Below are 19339 nucleotides of genomic sequence, written 5' to 3'. Positions count from 1 at the left end.
GTTGCCACAGCTTGCGCTGCTAGTTACTCCCTCATGAATACAAAACGAATTATAGCATGAGAAAAGGCGGGAATACAATCACTACTTTTAAAATAATCGATTGTAAGAGCTTCCACTAGAGACTTTTTGTCCAAAAATCTTCAGCTGTTCCTTGTTCCATGCTCATTATAAACTTTTCTCGGATATCAGGGTAGTTTTTAGCAACGCTTGTTACTAGATTTTTGATTTCTTCACGCTTCGTTTTCTTATCCACAGGACAAGGATTAAAAACGACCGGCAGCTCCTCGCGTTTCACAAGTCGGATGATTTGTTTTTCCTCCAAATAGATCATCGGACGGACTAATGTTACGTTTGTCTTTGATAAATAGCTTTTCGGTTCAAAGCTATTCATTCGCCCGTGAAACAAAAAGTTCATAAAATAAGTTTCAATTGCATCGTCCACATGGTGGCCTAAAGCAACTTTTTGACAGCCTAATTCACTGGCTCGATTGTATAAAATCCCTCTGCGCAGCTTTGCACATAAAGAACAGGGTGATTTCTCCTCTCGAATATCAAATACCACCTTAGCAATATTGGTCGGAACAACCTCTAAGTTATATCCTAGACTTTCCACAAAAGCTCGCATTGGCGCGATATCACAACCGGCAAAACCCATATCAAGAGAAATCGGTACGATCTCAAAATCAAACCCTAAGCGTCCTTGACGCCTGATTCTATCTAATAAATAGAGCAATGTCGTGCTGTCTTTTCCACCGCTCATGCCAATCGCTACTTTATCACCAGCCTCGATCATTTGGTGATTTAAAATAGCACGACGTAGCGGATTATAATAACTCTGATTGTCTTTCTTTTTGAATCCCATACTTACTCCCTTAGTCCATCTGTTTAATCAAAGAATTTTTCTTTCAAGCTGTATTGATTACCAGCCGTAATATCGTATTGAATCATTTGATAATCCTGATAAATCTTTTCTTGTTTCTGATTTAATCGAGCTTCTTTGAACCACTGACCACTTTGATAATACATTCCCTTTTCAAATGCAGGCAATTCTTTTTGTAATGCAACTAATAAATTCTGAAAGCCAGTCATTTGAAGTCTCCCTTGTTGAAAGAGGTCCGCCGCAAAATAAAACGGGCTGGTCGTGACTTGCTGATTGTTCAATTGATGGCGGTTGTCATACATCAAAAATTCTGTTTCGTGCAATTGATGCCCCTGGTTTTCAGTTTGAATCTCATCTGAATAAATTCCCGGTAAATGATCTCCCCAAAAAACAACTAACGTTCGTTCTGGCAAATCGTCTAACTTTTCCAAAAAGTCTTTCAACGCTTCGCTGCTATAGGCAATATCCTGCAGGTAACTTCTTACAGCTGAACTGTTATCCCCTCGAACAACATATGGCAAATCTTCATATTTATTCTCATAAGGCATATGAGTCTGCATCGTTACAAGGTGCAGAAATTGCGGCTTTTCATTTTTTTCTAATTGATCAAAAATTTCTTGGTACGCTGCTGCGTCAGAAATATAGGGATTATTTTCGATCTTATCCGTATGTTTCATCGTACTTTCATCCAGAAACTGATCAAAGCCAAAAGTTTTATAAACATCTTTTCGTTTATACATTGATGTATTGTAAGGATGAATCGCTGTCGTTTCGTAGCCTCGTTCTTTTAATGTTCCTACTAATGAAGGAAAAGAATCGAACTCTGGCACGAGCATCGTATATGGAGTTGTCATTTGCGCATTGAAGAGTTCCATCGAAAAACCCGTCAACGCTTCGAATTCAATATTCGCCGTTCCGCCGCCATAGTTTTGGGATAACATTTGACCGCTATATGTTTTATCCGCCATCGTGCGATAGTCCTGAAGCGGATCTCCACCTAGAACCTCTAACCCATTTAACCGTTCTGGATCAGAAAAACTTTCACTCATCACATAAACGATATTTGGCTTTTCGGTTGAATTTTCATTTTTATCCACTTGGTATTCCTTGGCTACTTTTTTTACAGCCGCCGCCGAATAATTCTCTGGTTTTTCCATCGCTTCCACCGGCAGATTGTACAAAAATCCGCCCATGAATCCAGTATTGTAATAATTCATCTTCTGACTATAAGGAATCCATAAAGCCGTTTTATTGTACGCCTTTCGCAACAAATTTCCTTCTTGATTAAAACTACCCACATAAAGCAGCAAGCCGCTAGTCAAAATAAAAAAGCCTAGACGGAACCATTGACGTTTCTTTTCCAATTTTAAACTTCTTTTCAGACTAAAAACAATCAAAATAATACCGGTGGCCAAAAGTAGTAAAAACAAAATGAATACAGGTATCCCAACCATATCGCGAATCATTCCAAACTCCGTGATCATTTTCAAATCATCAGGATAAATCGGCTCCATTCGATACTTCATTTTCAAATAGTTGGCAATACCTACACCAGTCACCGTTAAGACATAAAATACACTCCCTGACCTTAACGACCCTAAAAAACTGCTGATCCAACCATAAAAAATGAATAATACAAAACAGCCTAAAAAGAATTTTTCTGTATGCCAAGAAAACGCAAATTTGAATGCTAAATCAAAAGAAAAATCATTTTGGGTCAGTTGAAAAAAAAGATTTGAAATAATAATTAACCCTACCACACCAATCACTTTTAGTAACTGACGCCAAGGAAGTTGTCGAAGCTTTTGCATATATCTCTCCCATTCATGAACGCATTTTTCAACTATGAAAAATGCGTTTGGTGCTTATCACGTATTTCATCTAACTAAGATTACTTTACCATTATTGTCTCTGAAAAAAATTCAGTCTTCCCAAACTTTACCTAAACTATGAAAAGTTTGAAAGACATCTTAAATATTTTAGCGAGAAAACCATGGAAAGTAAAGAACAGCAAGATGAAAACAACGATCTCCATATCCTCAGACTGTACATTTATTTATTACGCAAAAAAACCTAGTGCAGACAGCGCTCCACTAGGCCAAGGTCATTACTATTTCCAAAAATCATCAAAAATCGTGATCGGCAAATGACGTTTGTGCTGAGTCTTATTCCACCAATTTTCAATCGTTGCTTGTGCCTCCGAATCAATCTTCTTACCTTCTAAGTAATCATCAATATCATCATAGGTAACTCCTAATGCAACTTCATCAGCAATCAATGGTTTGCCATCTTCCAAATCGGCCGTTGGAATTTTTAAATACAACGCTTCATCGGCACCCAATTCCTTCAACAATTTTTTCCCTTGCCGCTTATTCAAACGGAACAACGGTAAAATGTCCGCACCGCCATCACCAAATTTCGTAAAGAAACCAGTAATGTTTTCAGCTGCATGGTCTGTTCCAATCACGGCTCCTTGATTGTCTCCTGCGATACCATATTGTGTAATCATTCGTTGACGTGCTTTGATATTTCCTTTATTGAAGTCGCTGATGGTAGCACCTGCTTCTTCCAGTGCAGCAACTTCCGCATCAACAGCTCCCTTGATATTTACACTCAAACTAATATCCGGTTTAATAAAGTCTAACGCTCTTTTGGCATCAGCCTCATCCGCTTGATCTCCATAAGGTAGGCGAACAGCGATAAATTTATAAGCGTCATCCCCTGTTTCTTGACGCATTTCTTCCATTGCTAGTTGTGCAAGACGACCTGCTAATGAAGAATCTTGTCCTCCGCTGATCCCTAACACAAGTGATTTTAAGAATGAGTATTTCTTAAGATATGCCTTTAGAAATTCGACGCTTTTACGAATTTCCTCTTGCGGATCAATCTGCGGATTGGTCCCTAGCTCTTTAATGATTTCTTCTTGTAACGTCATGACAACTCCACTCCTTTAATCTTCTTGTTCCGTTTTTACCACAGACTTACGTACTTGGTCCATAATTTTGTTTTTATGGTTCCAACAATCTGTAGAAAGATCAACAGGATATTTTTGTGGATTCAAATCACGTTTGTATTCTTCCCATAATGAGTCAAGACTTTCCTTAGCAGTTTGTTTGACCTCTTCTAAATCAGGCAACTCATAAACACGTTGCCCGTCTACAAAGATATCTTTAAGAACTGGACGCGCCTCGAAATTTTTCACTGTTTTATTGATATAAGGATAAACCGGATGGAACATATAGATTTCTTTTTCTTCCCGCGGATCCTCATCCCACAATGTCACGTAATCTCCTTCTGACTTTCCGTCAGATTTACGAGTAATACGCCAAACTTGTTTTTTGCCTGGCGTTGTGACCTTTTCTGCATTACTGGAAAGTTTGATGGTATCCATCATCTCTCCGTTCTCATTTTCAATTGAAACTAGTTTGAAAACTGCGCCAAGTGCTGGTTGGTCGTACGCAGTGATAAGTTTTGTACCAACACCCCAGACATCGATCTTAGCGTGTTGCATCTTCAAGTTTTGAATCGTGCTCTCATCCAGATCATTTGAAGCGTAAATTTTCGCATCAGGAAAACCAGCTTCATCTAATTGTTGGCGTACGCGTTTTGAAATGTAAGCCATGTCCCCGCTATCAATTCGCACCCCTAAGAAATTAATCTTATCACCCATTTCTTTTGCGACTTTAATCGCATTTGGAACACCTGATTTAATGGTGTCATAGGTATCTACTAAAAAGACACAGTCACGATGCGTTTCAGCATACGCTTTGAAGCCATCGTAGTCGTTACCGTAGGATTGAATCAATGAATGAGCATGAGTTCCGCTATCTGGAATCCCGAAAATCTTGCCTGCTCGCACGTTACTTGTCGCATCGGCACCGCCGATATATGCTGCTCTTGTTCCCCAAAGTGCTGCATCCAGCTCTTGAGCACGTCGTGTACCAAATTCCAGTAATGGATCTTCACCGATCACTGATTTGATTCGAGCGGCTTTAGTAGCGATCAGGGTTTGGAAATTTACGATGTTTAGAAGCGCCGTTTCTACCAACTGACACTGTAGTAATGGTCCCTCTACCTGAATAATCGGTTCATTATTGAAGACCAACTCGCCTTCCACCGCAGAACGGACCGTACATACGAATTTGAAATCTCGTAAATACTCGATGAAGTCTGTCGGGTATTTTTCAACCTCAGATAAGTACGCCAAATCACTTTCACTAAAGGTCAATTTTTCCAAATATTTAACAAGACGCTCTAATCCAGCAAAGATGACATAGCCATTATCGAATGGCATATTGCGGAAATAACACTCAAATACGGCATGAAGATCAGCCCGGCCTGTCTCCCAATAAGTCTTCATCATGTTGATTTGATAAAGATCCGTATGAAGTGTCAAACTGTCATCTTCGTACAACTTTTTCATAGTCATGCTCCTCATTTGTTTTTAGTAATTTAAACTATTTCATTTATTATATCACAAGAGTTCTGGGGTAGTACCTTTTGCTCCCCGTCAATACAAGAAATTTTATGGTAAAACTCAGTGATAATTAGTATATCTGCTATCCCAGTTAAGTAGTGAATCCACACTGTAAATCCTAAAAAAAAAGAAAGACATGATGTCTTTCTTTAAAAGTTTAATCCTTCGGCACTTTGTATTCTATCGCGATGATATCTTTATAATCCTCTTTAGGCCGCAAGCCTGCGTCCATGATTTGCTTTTTATAGCCGACATTCACGATAACATCTTCACGATCCACTTTCAGCAGACGATGAATAATTGTATCCACTTCCTTGTGACTGATTTTACGTTTGCGATTTAATAATAATAGATCAATCGTGTCATAACGATCAGCATAGATAATCTTTGTACGATCATAAGCATACAACTTAAGCAGTTTCACAGCCTGACGCTTATCAAAGAAGTACTTAGTTAGATTAGGATATAGTGTTTCTAAGTTAACATTACTATTTAATGGTGTTTCTATTAATTTCATTCAACATTCTCCTATTCTACGTATTTTAGTCTATACGACCTATTTATTTTCTTATCAAGGATTATTTTAACATATGGAGGAAACGTTTTTTTAAGGAATAAAAAAAATTTTAAAAAAAAGAAAAAATCCTAAGGCGCTTGCCTCAGGATCACTTTCTATTGCATCACATATTCTACTTGAACTGTTTTTTGGACACTTTCCGCCGCTAATTTACCAGAAGTTAACGCCCATGCGTTATTCGCTCCTGAAGGCGAATCACTTCCCATTACACCACCGACTAACTCGCCAGCAGCATAAAGACCTTCAATCGCTTGATCATTACGATTTAAGACTTGCATTTCGCCATTTGCGACTAAACCACCCATCGTGGTCGCAAAACGCGGCTTTTGTTCGATCATATAATAAGGACCGTCACCAACTTTTTCCTGTAGAAACTCTAATTGACGACCAAAATCTTCATCATTTTGCTTTTCTACCCAGCCATTATAGCGAGCGACTGTATCGACTAAACTTTCACTAGACATGCCAGCTTTTTCAGCTAGTTCAGTTAATGTATCCGCTTGGAAAATCTGAGGTGTCTCATCTTCATTTTCGATCCATCGAGCTAAGTCTTCTCGTGTAATACCGCCTTCTTCAACCGCTTCAGTAAATATTTCAAAACGCTCAGCATCCATCAATAAGAACAGCATTTGTGGATCTTGTTGTAAAAGCACTTCTAAAATTTCTTTGTTACTTGCTCGCTCATTGATAACTCGTTTTCCAACAGTATTTACTAACAAGCCATTGCGTTTTAAGACTTCGATATTTCCGCCGATCGTTGATTTTGCATAACCTTGTGAAACTTCCACACCATTTGGATATATTTTTCCATATTCCATCATACGTGTTGCTGCATTCAACTCTGGTGTTGTCGTCATCATTATTCCATCACCAGTCGATGATTTCGTTCCATAGAACAAGATATTGTTTAACTCATGACTCAACAGATTCGGATTGTTTCCATAACCGCCAGTCGTTAAAATCACAGCCTGTGCATGGATATTATGTCGTTTTCCAGTATCCTCTACAGCAGTTAAACCAGTTACTTTCCCATTGCCGTCTGTTAGTAGACTTTCGGCTTTCGTTTGCAGATAGCTTATCACATTGCTTCTCTCTAACGCTTTTCTAGCACTCGCGGCGAAGCCATGCCCACCATCTTCATAGGCCAGTTCACGATTTTTACGATATTCCGCTAAGGTGTGCAAACCGTTCTCCATGTCATAGTCAACGCCCATATATTCGTGAACCCAATCAGTGGTTTCTCCAACATTTTCAGCCAGCGCTGTTAGGAGTTCAGGAACATTTAGGCCGCTGCCGTTAGCTAAGAAATCTTCCACCATACATTCAGCGCTGTCATCACAAACTCCTGCTGCCGCTTGCAGTTTTGATCCCATAACTACTTGATTTCCGCCGCTGATAGAAATAGCACCGCCGACAAAACTCAATTTTTCAAGCAAAATCGTTTTTAACCCCATTTGGTCTGCTCGTAATGCCGCAGAGATTCCCGCTGCTCCAGAACCAACAATTACAACATCTGCCTCTTCTTCAATGACCTCTTTCGACCATTGAACAACTGGTTTCGGTCTAGCCATCAAGACCTCTGAACTAGCACCAGCCATTTCAACGGCTTCAGCCACACCATCAATCAAACCTTGACTAGAAGCCGAAGCGCCTGAGATTACGTCTACATTTAACGTTTGACCATCAATGATTTGCTGCGGTAAACGGATAAACACTTGATCTGATAATCCCTCTGATTCATTGCTTTGATCCGCCTCAATTTTTTCAATGCGTTCTTCTGAGAAAGTTACATTCATTGCAAGTTCGCTGTTGTGCCCTTTGGCTTCAACGGTATATGTTCCAGGTTTGAAAGTCAATTTCACTTTTTGCAATTCTTTTAATCGCTCATGTTTACGTTTCTCTTCTTCTGGGTCGATGACCATGTATGCCATGAAGTCCCAAAGCGGCGTTGGAATCAATAATTTTTGCTGTGCATTGACATGGGCATAATCAATGATTTCTTTACCATCTTTGATCATGTTTACCCAGTTTGGTTCAATCAAGAAACCTTTACCAACAGCTAATAGATCGTATCCCAGTTTTAATGCATCCTCTGCATCTTTTCTTTGCAAAATCGAGCCAACACCCATAATCGGAATTTGTGCCAATGCAGGTGAGCGTTGCGCTAAATATTTAGTTATCAATGGTTCGGGATCATCCGAATCAACGATTGACGGCCGTGTATAAGCACCCATTGAAAAATGGAAATAATCCGGCTGCAACTCTGCAAGCGTATTCAACAAATACATTGTGTCTTCATAATGGATTCCTGGTTCTTCTAACTCTTCTGGCGAGAAACGATAACCGATAATAAAATTTTCAGCCTGTTGTTCTTCGACTACTCGTTGAACCTCTTTCATGACCTCTAATGGGAACTTCGCACGTTTTTCACGACTGCCGCCCCATTGATCTTCTCTACGATTAGAGTGAGGAGAAAAGAACTGTTGTAAAATAAAAGTATTCGCACCATGAATTTCTACACCATCAAATCCAGCTTCAATTGCTCGACGGGTCGCATCACCAAACATTGTAATCATTTCCAGAATTTGTTCTTCTGTCATCTCACGAGGAACAGGTGCATTTGGTCGTAATGCTGCAACTGGGCTCGCAGAAATAGGCGTTGCTCCCCCGTTGATTTCCGGCCATGCCATCCGGCCTGCATGATAGATCTGCATGATTGCTTTTGAACCTTTTGATTTGATTGCTGCTGCTAATTCGGTCAACCCAGCAACTTTTTTATCTGTATCAACACCTAATGCACCTGGAAATCCACGTCCTTTGTCTTCAATGAAGCAGCTTTCTACAATAACTGCTGCTGCATCGCCAGAGCGAAATGCATAATAATCAATAATCTGCTGTGTGATTTCTCCATCATAAAAGGCCGATTGAGTCGTCATCGGCGACATAAACAAACGATTCTTAAAACTTGCTCCGGATGCTAATGGAATCTCATCAAATAAATTTCTTAACATATGGTTCTCCTTTCAAAATAAACGCATTATTCATCCAACTCTTTTGATATGTAACAAACTTCACATGAATGGCTAAACGTGTATCGGTTTTCCAGTATTCTTATGCTCCATACTTAAGCCTGTTGTTTCATTTGTATCGAATCATTTCTTTGATAATTTATGAACAAGGAATGCGCTTCCTTCTTACGCTCATTGTAAGAAATTTAATTGATAAATTCCAATAGTTTATTTTCATGGAATCAATAAATTTTTTTTATTGATACTAATTTCCTACATCTTCTACGAATACAAAAAAAGGACCGTGATATTAAATCACGGTCCTCAGACTGTAGACAAAAGACGTCCCAAACTCTTGATTTGAGTTTAGGCCGTCTTTTTATCTGATTTCTTACGAAATTCAGAACAAAAAAATAAAGGCTCTTTGCCTTTCCATAACCAAGTGGCCAATTTCTTTAAATTCATTGCAGCAAACACTAGCATCGTATGCGTCGCAACTTTTTCCAAGCCTCGATACTTGGTCCAACGCATTCCATGCTTTTCTTTTGCATCCGCAAATATTCGTTCAATCGTTTCTTTTCGTTTTCTGTAAATGGCTTTATTCAAGTCTGTCAGACGAAGATGCTCTATCTCATCCATCAAAGCTCCCCAAACATGTCTTGTGATGACTCGTTGATGATTCTTACTTTTGGTACATTGTTTTAGTAAAGGACAGTGGACACATTCTTTTGGATTAGATTTGTATTCTCGGTAGCCTTCTCGAGTAACCGTTGAAAAATTGAGCATTTGATCCTGCGGACAAATATAACAATCAAAATACTCGTCGTAGAGAAACTTATTTTTTAATAACAGGTCCTTTTTCCCTTTGGACCTTGAATAAGGCAAACAAGGCCGAAGGTTCAAATGAGTCAAAAAGTGAACAAACTTTGGTGTCTTATAGCCGGCATCCGCAACCACTCGTTTGATTTCTGGAAAAAGTCTCTTCGATTGTTTGACGAGTTGAAACGCGACTTGACTGTCATGAATATTTCCTGGAGTCACGATTGTGCTGAGAACAAATCCGTTGTCGTCGCATGAGGTATGGGCAGAATAAGCAAATTGTTTTTCTCGTTCGCCTTTGACGTAGTAGCCGCTTTCCGGGTCAGCCTTACTTATTTTTCTTTCTTTCAGCTTCACTTCCTTTTCTAAGTCCAAAGTAAAAGGGCGTTTTCCGGCTTCGATTCGTTGGCGATTGATTTCATCTTCTAGTTCATCCTGATAGGCTTTCGCTTCATCATGCGTCATTTCTTTCGTAAACCTATGTTTATTGGCATTGGCTTTGATGTGAGTCGAATCAAGATACAAATTATCTTCTGTTACAAAACCGGCTTTAATTGCTTGTTCCAAAATATAAGCAAAAATATCCTCAAACAGTGTCGTTTCTCTAAACCGGCGTACGTAATTTTTTCCAAAGGTTGAAAAATGGGGGATTTTCTCTTCGAAAGAATAACCTAAAAACCAGCGATAAGCGACATTGGTGTCGACTTCCTTGATGGTTTGTCGCATGGAACGGATGCCGAATAAATATTGGATAAACACTAATTTGATCAGAATCACCGGATCAATACTTGGCCTACCTAAATCGGAGTAAGTGGCTTCGACGATTGGATAAATAAATTCAAAATCAAGCGAGGCGTCAATCTTTCGAACGAGGTGGTCTTGAGGGACCAGGTCATCAATCGTGAGCATCGCGAATTGATTTCTGCCGTTCGTATTTTTTTTAGACATCATAAATACCACTCCTTGTATTCGGTTTCATAAATCTATTATAAAAGAAAAGACTGTAGACAGCATCCATAAAGTGGACTTTGTCTACAGTCTGAGGACCGTGATATTAAATCACGGTCCTCAAACTTAAATTGTTTCGCAAGTAGTATAGAAAATTCTTCTATATTACATCATGCCGCCCATCATTGATGGATCCATTGCAGGTGCTGCCGCAGCTCCACCTTCAACAGGCTTATCAGCAACTACTGCTTCAGTTGTTAATAGTAATGCAGAAACAGATGCTGCATTTTGTAAAGCTGAACGAGTTACTTTAGTTGGGTCAACGATTCCTGCATCAATCATGTTTACATATTCGCCAGATGCTGCATTGAAACCAGTACCATGATCTGCATTTTTTAGCTTATCAATGACAACTGAACCTTCAAAACCAGCATTTTCTGCAATTTGACGAACAGGCTCTTCTAATGCACGTACGACGATCTTGATCCCTGTAGCCACGTCGCCTTCAGCATCTAACTCAGAAACTTTCTTGATCACGTTTACTAATGCTGTACCACCACCAGAAACGATCCCTTCTTCAACAGCAGCGCGTGTTGAATTCAAAGCATCTTCAATGCGTAATTTCAATTCTTTCAATTCTGTTTCAGTAGCTGCACCTACTTTAACTACAGCCACTCCACCAGCAAGTTTGGCTAAACGTTCTTGTAATTTCTCGCGGTCAAAATCAGAAGTTGTTTCACCAATTTGGCGTTTGATCATTTCAACACGGTCAGTTAAAGCTGCTTTGTCGCCAGCACCCTCAACAATCGTAGTGTTGTCTTTATCTACAACAACTTTTCCAGCAGTACCTAAGTTTTCGATCGTTGCTTCTTTAAGATCTAAACCAAGATCTTCTGTGATTACAGTAGCGCCAGTTAAGACAGCGATATCTTCAAGCATTGCTTTGCGACGATCACCAAAACCAGGAGCCTTAACAGCTACAACATTGAATGTTCCACGGATTTTGTTTAAAACTAGCGTTGGTAATGCTTCACCGTCTACATCATCAGCGATGATCAGCAATGAACGAGATTGCTGCAAGACTTGTTCTAACAATGGCAAGATATCTTGAATATTAGAAATTTTCTTGTCAGTAATCAAGATATATGGATTTTCTAAAGCAGCTTCCATTTTGTCATTATCCGTTACCATGTATTGAGATAAATAGCCGCGATCGAATTGCATCCCTTCGACTACGTCTAATTCAGTGTCGATCCCTTTTGATTCTTCAATTGTGATAACTCCATCGTTGCCAACTTTTTCCATTGCTTCAGCGATTAATTTACCGACTTCTTCACTGCCAGAAGAAACAGCAGCTACTTGCGCAATCGCATCTTTAGAATCGACAACTTTAGAAATACTGTGTAGTTCTTCTACAGCAGTTTTTGTCGCTAGTTCAATCCCGCGACGAATACCCATTGGGTTTGCGCCAGCAGTTACATTCTTCAACCCTTCGCGAACAATTGCTTGAGTAAGAACTGTCGCAGTTGTTGTACCATCTCCAGCAATATCATTTGTTTTAGAAGCTACTTCAGAAACAAGCTTTGCTCCCATATTTTCGAAATGATCATCTAATTCGATGTCTTTTGCGATCGTAACACCGTCATTTGTAATCAATGGAGAACCATAAGATTTTTCTAAAACAACATTACGTCCTTTTGGTCCTAATGTTACTTTTACAGTATCAGCTAATTTGTCCACACCGCGGAGCATTGCCGCACGTGCATCTTCAGAAAATTTAATATCTTTTGCCATAATTCTTTCACCTCATTATTTTTTATTCAACGATTGCCATAATATCTTTTGCAGCGATAATCAAATATTCACTGCCTTCATATTTCACTTCTGTACCAGCATATTTTTCAAACATTACCGTATCACCAACAGCTACTGGCATTGGACTTTTTTGACCGTTTTCCAACACATTGCCTTCACCAACAGCCACAATTTTCGCTGTTTGGGGTTTCTCTTTGGCAGCAGAAGCTAAGACTAGCCCTCCAACTGTTTTTTCTTCTTCTTGAGTTACTTCAAGAATGACACGATCACCTAATGGTTTTAACACAATAAATCCCTCCAACTAGTAATGAATTTTCAAGTCGTTAGCACTCTTAGTTATAGAGTGCTAACTCACAATTCTTATCATACCATTTTTGTTTCTTTTTGCAAGTCCTTCGATTGCTTTTTTGAATTTTTCTTTCACTAAGTTTTTAAGTAAGATATGTTATACTTGGGGACAATAAATGTTTAGGAAGGAAAAATAATGAGCGAAAAAAAATATAGCTTTATTACAATCTTTACTTATGGAATAGTTCTGTTCTCACCAATTGTCTTTCTACGCCTCTTCCAAGCTGATCAATCACAAATTATTCAACTAACAACGCTGGCGTATTTTCTTGGTGCTGTATTAATGATTTTTTATCGTTTCAAATCTCAGATCTTCGGATTAGAAAAACGGCAGAAAAACTTTCTGATCACTATTTTGATTGGCGTTGTTGGCATTCCGGCATCTTTATTGCTGCAGATGGTTATTTTACAAATTGAGCAACGCTTATTAGGTCAATCTGTTACTTCACAAAATACGCAAAATATTGTCCAGTTAATCATGAACAATATGATTTTTATTTTAGCAACGACGATTGCTGGACCGATCATGGAAGAATTTGTTTTTCGGCGGGCGATCTTTGGTTCATTAGAAAAAAGATTCGGGTTCTTCCTGCCTGCGCTTTTAAGTTCCGTACTTTTTGCCTTCGCTCATAACGACGGACATTATTTATTGTACGCTGGCCTTGGTTTCTTATTCTGTGGAATGTATCGTTATAGCGGACGTATTTGGACCTCCATGATTACTCATGTTGGCATGAATCTCCTAGTGATACTTACACAATTAGCACTTCAGTCTTAAAAAGCTAACACGAATCTTTTGCTATTTTATAAAAACCTCCTTAGACTATAAGTAAGAATAGTCTAAGGAGGTTTTTTAATGAAAGTAGCTATTATTGGTGCCACCGGAAACGCCGGCTCATTGATTTTAGAAGAAGCATTGAATCGTAATTTAGCTGTCACAGCAATTGTTCGTCACCCAGAAAAACTTAAAGTAAAGGTACCGATTCTAGTCAAAGATTTATTTGAGCTTACAAAAAATGATGTGGATTTTTTTGACGTAGTGATCGATGCTTTTCGTCCTCCAGTTGGACAAGAAGAATTGCATAAAACTTCTTTAAAACATCTCAGCACTATTTTGCATGGTACCGACACTCGCTTGATCATCGTCGGAGGCGCCTCGTCTTTATTTATTGATAAAGATCATCGCATGATTGATCTATCCGATCCGAAAGCTGTCTACTATCCAACCGCTTATAACATGTATCAAGCATTTCTAGAATTGAAAGCAGCTCAGCAATTAAACTGGACCTACTTAAGTCCGGCCGCAAATTTTGTGCCAGATGGTAAACGTACCGGCCACTACAAACTAAGCGATGACCAACTGCAAAAGAATGCGAAAGGAAAAAGCGAGATTAGCATGGCAGATTATGCGATTGCTTTAATTGATGAAGTTATCGAACCGCGACACTTGAATCAACATTTTAGTGTCTATAGCTAAAGTATTCTGCCATTGCTTTAGAATAAGCACTCCTTTTTAAATTACGAAATGAAACGACTCTTCTAGTATCTGCCTTACAAAACACCGCTCGTTCATGTTAAAAAATGAAAAATGACAAGCCTGCAAAAAAGCAGACTTGTCATTTTTAAATTGCAAATAATTCAGTTGCACTATCCGGATCGGTATCAAAAATTTGAAACTGATGGTTCACCCCGAGATCATAACGGGTTAATGTTTCTTCCATTGTCATATGGGCCAACTCTTTCATATTATTCTCTCTACTCAAGTGCCCCAAATAAATACGTTTCGTTCGATCTCCAAGAATATCTGTCATGACTAATGCACCATCGTCATTTGATAGATGGCCACGGTCGCCTAAGATTCGCTGTTTCAAGCTCCAAGGGTACGCCCCCATCCGAAGCATTTCCAAGTCATGATTACTTTCAACTAAGTAGGCATCAGCATCTCGAATCGTTCCTCGCACGTGTTCGCTTGCATAACCTGTATCTGTCAACATCACGAAAGAATGACCATCTTTGTAAAAGCGATAGAATTGCGGTGCCGCCGCATCATGGGAGACTCCAAAACTTTCAATATCTAAATCACCAAAAGTTAAGACCTTTCCCATTTCAAAAATATGCTTCTGCTCCACATCAACTTTTCCGATTAAAGGAGCCATCGCTTCCCAAGTTTTTTCGTTGGCATAAACAGGCAGCTTATATTTTCGCGCAAGAACTCCGACGCCATGGATATGGTCGCGGTGTTCGTGGGTAACTAAAATCGCATCTAAATCATCAGGTTTTCGATCGACCTCTGCTAGCAGCGAAGTGATTTTTTTTCCACTCAACCCAGCATCGATCAAGATTCGTTTTTGCGGACTCTCTAAGTACAACGAATTCCCTGTACTTCCGCTAGCTAAAATGCTGATATTGAAGGCATTATTCATTTCTAACATGAGCAATTGGTCCTCTCTTTTAAAACTGTCCTCAGTATACAACCCTTTTTATGGATTTTCCACCTTTGGAACTAAATTATTCGTAATCACTTGGTTGTTCAAGGCATTGACCTTTTCAATTTGCGTTGTTTTGTCTGAGGTTTTTATCTTCACAAACCAGACCGGCACATAAACATTTTTTTCACGCACTTCAAGTGTACGAAAATAGCCTAGGTAAACATTAGTAATCGTCGATTTGCTAGGAATATTATTATTGATATACAACGTATTCAAGATTTCTTTTTCGGAATAGAGAGTCATTTTTTCACGTAGTGGCTCAATTTCTTTCAAACGAGTTTGGGTGTATTTGGAAACTCGCTCTTGGTCATCATTCGTTTCAATATCTAGAGTCACACGTGAAGTTTCATCAATAAAAGGAATTCCCTCATAAGTTTGTGCTCCGACGATTTTTCCCAAATCATCATCTTTCTTAGAGATATCTGGCAAATAAGTATATTCCTCACCGTCTACAATAAATCTCTTATCTTTCATAAGACGATTAAAGCTGCTAGTTGTCTTTTTTAGATCAAATTCTGTATCTCCACTTGGAGTATTCGTCAAAACCTTATCAGAAACATTCCACATTCCAACAATCGGTGAATTTGCAGCTTCATCGATCAATGAACTAAAGGTATCTTGTTCAGCACTTAGATAATAGCCTTCTTGATGTTCATCAGTAACATCATCATTGACTTTAATTTCATCATTCTCTAAACGCTGTAAAATGTCTTCACGCTGATTCGAATTTGTAACGAGACTTTGCTCATGCTGATTGTTCCAGTAGATACTAAAAAGAAAGATGTTTAACCCGACGAAGACGAGAAAGAAGATCCATTCGATTTTTCTAAAATCCAATTAGCTCGCCTCCATTTCTAGGTTTCCCTGCATTAGTTGAGTAGCAGAATACCAAGTATTGTCATATTTGACAAACCACTCTGGAGTTAAGGCAACTAATTTATTTACACCATCAATATCTTGCCAAGTATAGCCAATAATAAAGCTCTGAATTTTATCCAGATCTATTCCGACTGCCGCCAAATTATCCTCAATCTCTAAAGTACTTGGCAACTCAACCTCTTCATCAGAGGGAATTGGTACTTGGACAGTATCCATACTCGTCTCAATTTTGATCTGTGGAGTTGCGGTGTTCGGCGTATGCTCCACTTTCACACTCATTTTACCTTTTGACGACTGGCTAAAAATCGGGTAGCCTTCGACAAATATTCGATAATTTATTTGTCCATCATGATGATCAAAATAGCGTAAATTTCCAACAGCTGTGCCTAATCGGCTAACATAGTTGAAGCTTTGACTATAGACGCTTTCCTTCGCCAAATCTTCTGACAATTCACCGGTAAAAGTGACTGAACGTTTTTGTTCATCCATTATAAGTTCTTCATGACCACTGGCAAACGAGCGAGCACCATCCTCTTCTTCCTCGCCTTTTGCTTGATCAGGATTTTGGAAGAAGGCGTTGCGGAAAAGAGAGTAAGATTGAGTTGTTAAAATATAGCTGTATTTTTTTAGCCGGACTCGTTCCTTCGTCCGCAACAAGCGGGGAATCAAAGGATTCTCATCAGACATCGGCAGATACTTGCTTTGATTTTTTTGATAGATAGTTTCTAGACCAGAAAAATCTCCCGACATTGTCGCTTCGTAAACAGTATCTTTGTTGTAATTCAAAAAACGGATCTTTTTCTTAGAAAAATCAACTTGAATTTTTGAAAAATTGATGGACTCCGCCTCTTTTAAGGAATTCAAATTGATTGGCATGTCAAAAACCTTGATATACTCAGTCAAAGAGAAGCCACCTTCATAATTCAATTCAATCCCATTATCCAATTCATAATAGGGTTTAATTTCTTCCTCCCCTTGCGCAACTTCTTGAAGTTGCCCAAAGGTACTTTCCGTCAAGCGAGCTTGTGTAGTAGCCAATAAATTCTCACTGCTTGTTTGAAATTTCCCATCTGCCAAATCCCAAATACCGCGGATCGGTAAAAAGGCATCTGTTGCTTTCGCGTAATTCTGATCGTTTTTCACCGCTTGCTTACTGGTATTGACCTCTGCCGTTTTTGAAGTAGGGCTTAACCAGATTGCATAAGTTAAGATGAGACTAAGCAAAATCAGAGCCAAAAGGGCGACACGAATGATTTTTTCTGATATTTTCATTCCCAAATGTCCTCCTCATAGGGTTCATAAGGTAAAGAGATATAGAAAGTAGAACCTTTCCCTTCAACACTTTCAACCCAAATTTGGCCTTGATGGGCTTTCATGACTTCTTTGGAAATTGCCAATCCAAGCCCTGTTCCACCTTGTTGACGTGCCCGCGCCTTATCTACACGGTAAAAACGTTCAAATACTTTTTCTAAATCTTTCTTCGGAATACCCAAACCTTCATCAGCGATACTCAAGACCACATTATTATGTGTCTCGATTAAATGAACTTCAATTTTCCCGCCATCAGGAGAATATTTAATCGCGTTATTCATGACATTGTCAATCACTTGCATGATTTTATCAGTATCAATCTCTACCCACAAATCTCTTTCCGTGAACTCACGAACAATTCGGTAGTTTTTCTCTTGGCTATTCACCATCATATCAAAACGATCTAAGATATAATCAACAAGCTCATTAAAGTTCACAAGTTCAAGATCCATTTGTTGAGCACCCGAATCCATACGAGAAAGATTCAATAGATCATTGATCATACGAATCATACGATCTGTCTCTCCTAAAGTCACATGAATAAATTCTGGTGCTACTGCTTTATCTTGCCAAGCACCTTCTTCTAATGCTTCTAAATAGCTGCGTACACTAGTTAACGGCGTACGTAATTCATGAGAGACATTCGAAACAAACTGGCGACGTTCTTCCGCTGTTTTTTCTTGTTCCGTAACATCATGCAATACGACAACTAGCCCACTGATAAAGCCAGATTCACGGCGAATCATAGCGAAATCTGAACGTAGCGTCATACTTCCTTCATCAGAGTCAGGTTTTGGACGATTAATCAAAATCTCTTCCGGTGTTTCTAATAATTTCCGTAGTGTATATTCTTCTTCTAGTTCAAGTAACGTTAAAATCGATTGACCGATCGCCTCTTCATTAGTGGTGTCCAATAAAGATAACGCCATCTCATTAATTGTTATAACTTTCCCACGTCGATCTGTCGCGATGACACCATCTGTCATATGAGTCAAGACGCTGTCTAAACGATTACGCTCTGCTTCCATCGTGTCTTGTGCATCTTCAACACGGTCAGATAGTTTATTGAAGGTTTCTGCTAATTGACTCAATTCGTCATGTCCTTGAACGTCAACTTTTTCAGAATAATCCCCCTGAGCAATTCGCACCGCTTGTTTCTGCATTTCTTTGATCGGCTTTGTGATTGATCGTGCCACGAGTAAAGCAACAACAATCGAGATTAAACCCGCGATTAGAGATGCCGTAAAGAAAATCAACGCGGTGTTGCTAATTTCGGTATATTTTTGTTCAATGTCACTTTTAACATAAAGAGCCCCGATCACAGCCGAATCGCCGGTCGGGGACTGAATGGGTTGGACATTGATATATACCCGTTTATTATTATCATCCAATGTTACATATTGCTTCATCGAAAAATCATCAATATCGCTATACTCATTTTTCTTTCCAACAATTGAATCTTTTTGTCCAACATCGTTGGTCGCTACGACGATCCCTTTATCATCAACAACCCACATCTCACTAATATCTGCTGCAGTATTGTTTTCAAGAATGCGTTGAAGCTGATCCGCCTCATTGTCGCTATCCTCAGCCATTGTAGCACCTAATGTCGTACTCAAAAGGGACACCCGCTGATTCATATCCTTGGTAAAGTTATCGATTGTTGATTTTTCAAGTCCTCTAATAAAGTAAGCACCGATGATCTCGATCGAAATCAGTAAAATCAAAATAAATGAAAAAGCAATCTTGAAGTTGACTGATCGATAAAAACGGACTTTCTTTTCCATA

The 19339-nt window shown here is 39.0% G+C and carries 15 protein-coding genes; 2 read left to right on the top strand and 13 right to left on the bottom strand.

The genetic code is table 11. The features are described 5' to 3' along the window. Positions 1-115: 115 nt before the first annotated feature. From IGI38_RS01910 to groES, 9 genes are all read right to left on the bottom strand, one after another. A complete protein-coding gene (locus IGI38_RS01910; protein ID WP_438726010.1) occupies positions 116-862 on the bottom strand; it encodes a tRNA 2-thiocytidine biosynthesis TtcA family protein in 747 nt (248 codons plus the stop codon). A 23-nt stretch (positions 863-885) separates the two neighbouring features. Beyond that, a complete protein-coding gene (locus IGI38_RS01905) occupies positions 886-2691 on the bottom strand; it encodes a sulfatase-like hydrolase/transferase (RefSeq protein WP_438726008.1) in 1806 nt (601 codons plus the stop codon). A gap of 299 nt (positions 2692-2990) precedes the next feature. Next, positions 2991-3815: an ammonia-dependent NAD(+) synthetase gene (gene nadE / locus IGI38_RS01900; RefSeq protein WP_438726006.1), complete on the bottom strand. Its 825-nt coding sequence runs from the start codon at positions 3813-3815 to the stop codon at positions 2991-2993. Between the two features lie 15 nt (positions 3816-3830). Next, positions 3831-5303, bottom strand: coding sequence for a nicotinate phosphoribosyltransferase (locus IGI38_RS01895; protein WP_438726004.1), 1473 nt, complete (start codon positions 5301-5303; stop codon positions 3831-3833). A gap of 211 nt (positions 5304-5514) precedes the next feature. Beyond that, positions 5515-5874: a DUF1827 family protein gene (locus IGI38_RS01890; protein WP_438726002.1), complete on the bottom strand. Its 360-nt coding sequence runs from the start codon at positions 5872-5874 to the stop codon at positions 5515-5517. 155 nt (positions 5875-6029) lie between these two features. Further along, positions 6030-8945: an FAD-dependent oxidoreductase gene (locus IGI38_RS01885; RefSeq protein ID WP_438726000.1), complete on the bottom strand. Its 2916-nt coding sequence runs from the start codon at positions 8943-8945 to the stop codon at positions 6030-6032. Positions 8946-9308: 363 nt separating this feature from the next. Next, positions 9309-10712 carry an IS1182 family transposase gene (locus IGI38_RS01880; RefSeq protein ID WP_438725998.1) on the bottom strand — a complete coding sequence of 468 codons (1404 nt, stop codon included), beginning with the start codon at positions 10710-10712 and terminating at the stop codon, positions 9309-9311. 162 nt (positions 10713-10874) lie between these two features. Then, the gene (groL, locus tag IGI38_RS01875; RefSeq protein ID WP_438725996.1) at positions 10875-12503 is read right to left on the bottom strand and encodes a chaperonin GroEL; all 1629 of its coding nucleotides are present in this window, start codon (positions 12501-12503) and stop codon (positions 10875-10877) included. A gap of 22 nt (positions 12504-12525) precedes the next feature. After that, a complete protein-coding gene (groES, locus tag IGI38_RS01870; RefSeq protein WP_438725994.1) occupies positions 12526-12810 on the bottom strand; it encodes a co-chaperone GroES in 285 nt (94 codons plus the stop codon). 198 nt (positions 12811-13008) lie between these two features. Here groES and IGI38_RS01865 point away from each other — a divergent pair, with 198 nt between their 5' ends. Together IGI38_RS01865 and IGI38_RS01860 are read left to right on the top strand one after the other, a co-directional pair. Next, positions 13009-13650, top strand: coding sequence for a lysostaphin resistance A-like protein (locus tag IGI38_RS01865; RefSeq protein ID WP_438725992.1), 642 nt, complete (start codon positions 13009-13011; stop codon positions 13648-13650). A 78-nt stretch (positions 13651-13728) separates the two neighbouring features. After that, positions 13729-14349: an NAD(P)-dependent oxidoreductase gene (locus tag IGI38_RS01860; protein WP_438725990.1), complete on the top strand. Its 621-nt coding sequence runs from the start codon at positions 13729-13731 to the stop codon at positions 14347-14349. Positions 14350-14494: 145 nt separating this feature from the next. Here IGI38_RS01860 and IGI38_RS01855 read toward each other — a convergent pair whose 3' ends face one another. Genes IGI38_RS01855 through walK form a run of 4 tightly spaced genes read right to left on the bottom strand, consistent with a single transcriptional unit; the run spans position 14495 to position 19338 of the window. Further along, the gene (locus IGI38_RS01855) at positions 14495-15304 is read right to left on the bottom strand and encodes an MBL fold metallo-hydrolase (protein WP_438725988.1); all 810 of its coding nucleotides are present in this window, start codon (positions 15302-15304) and stop codon (positions 14495-14497) included. 48 nt (positions 15305-15352) lie between these two features. Further along, entirely contained in the window at positions 15353-16198 is an 846-nt protein-coding gene (locus IGI38_RS01850; RefSeq protein ID WP_438725986.1) for a two-component system regulatory protein YycI, read from the bottom strand. Next, entirely contained in the window at positions 16199-17512 is a 1314-nt protein-coding gene (locus IGI38_RS01845) for a YycH family regulatory protein (RefSeq protein WP_438725984.1), read from the bottom strand. It abuts the gene before it with no gap. Beyond that, positions 17509-19338 (bottom strand): cell wall metabolism sensor histidine kinase WalK, encoded by a 1830-nt coding sequence (gene walK / locus IGI38_RS01840; RefSeq protein WP_438725982.1) that lies wholly within the window; start codon positions 19336-19338, stop codon positions 17509-17511. The genes IGI38_RS01845 and walK overlap by 4 nt, the downstream gene beginning before the upstream one ends. Position 19339: the final 1 nt, after the last annotated feature.

The organism is Enterococcus sp. AZ128 (assembly GCF_051714485.1).
GTDB lineage: Bacteria > Bacillota > Bacilli > Lactobacillales > Enterococcaceae > Enterococcus_A.
This window is presented reverse-complemented; position numbering and strand designations above follow the sequence as displayed.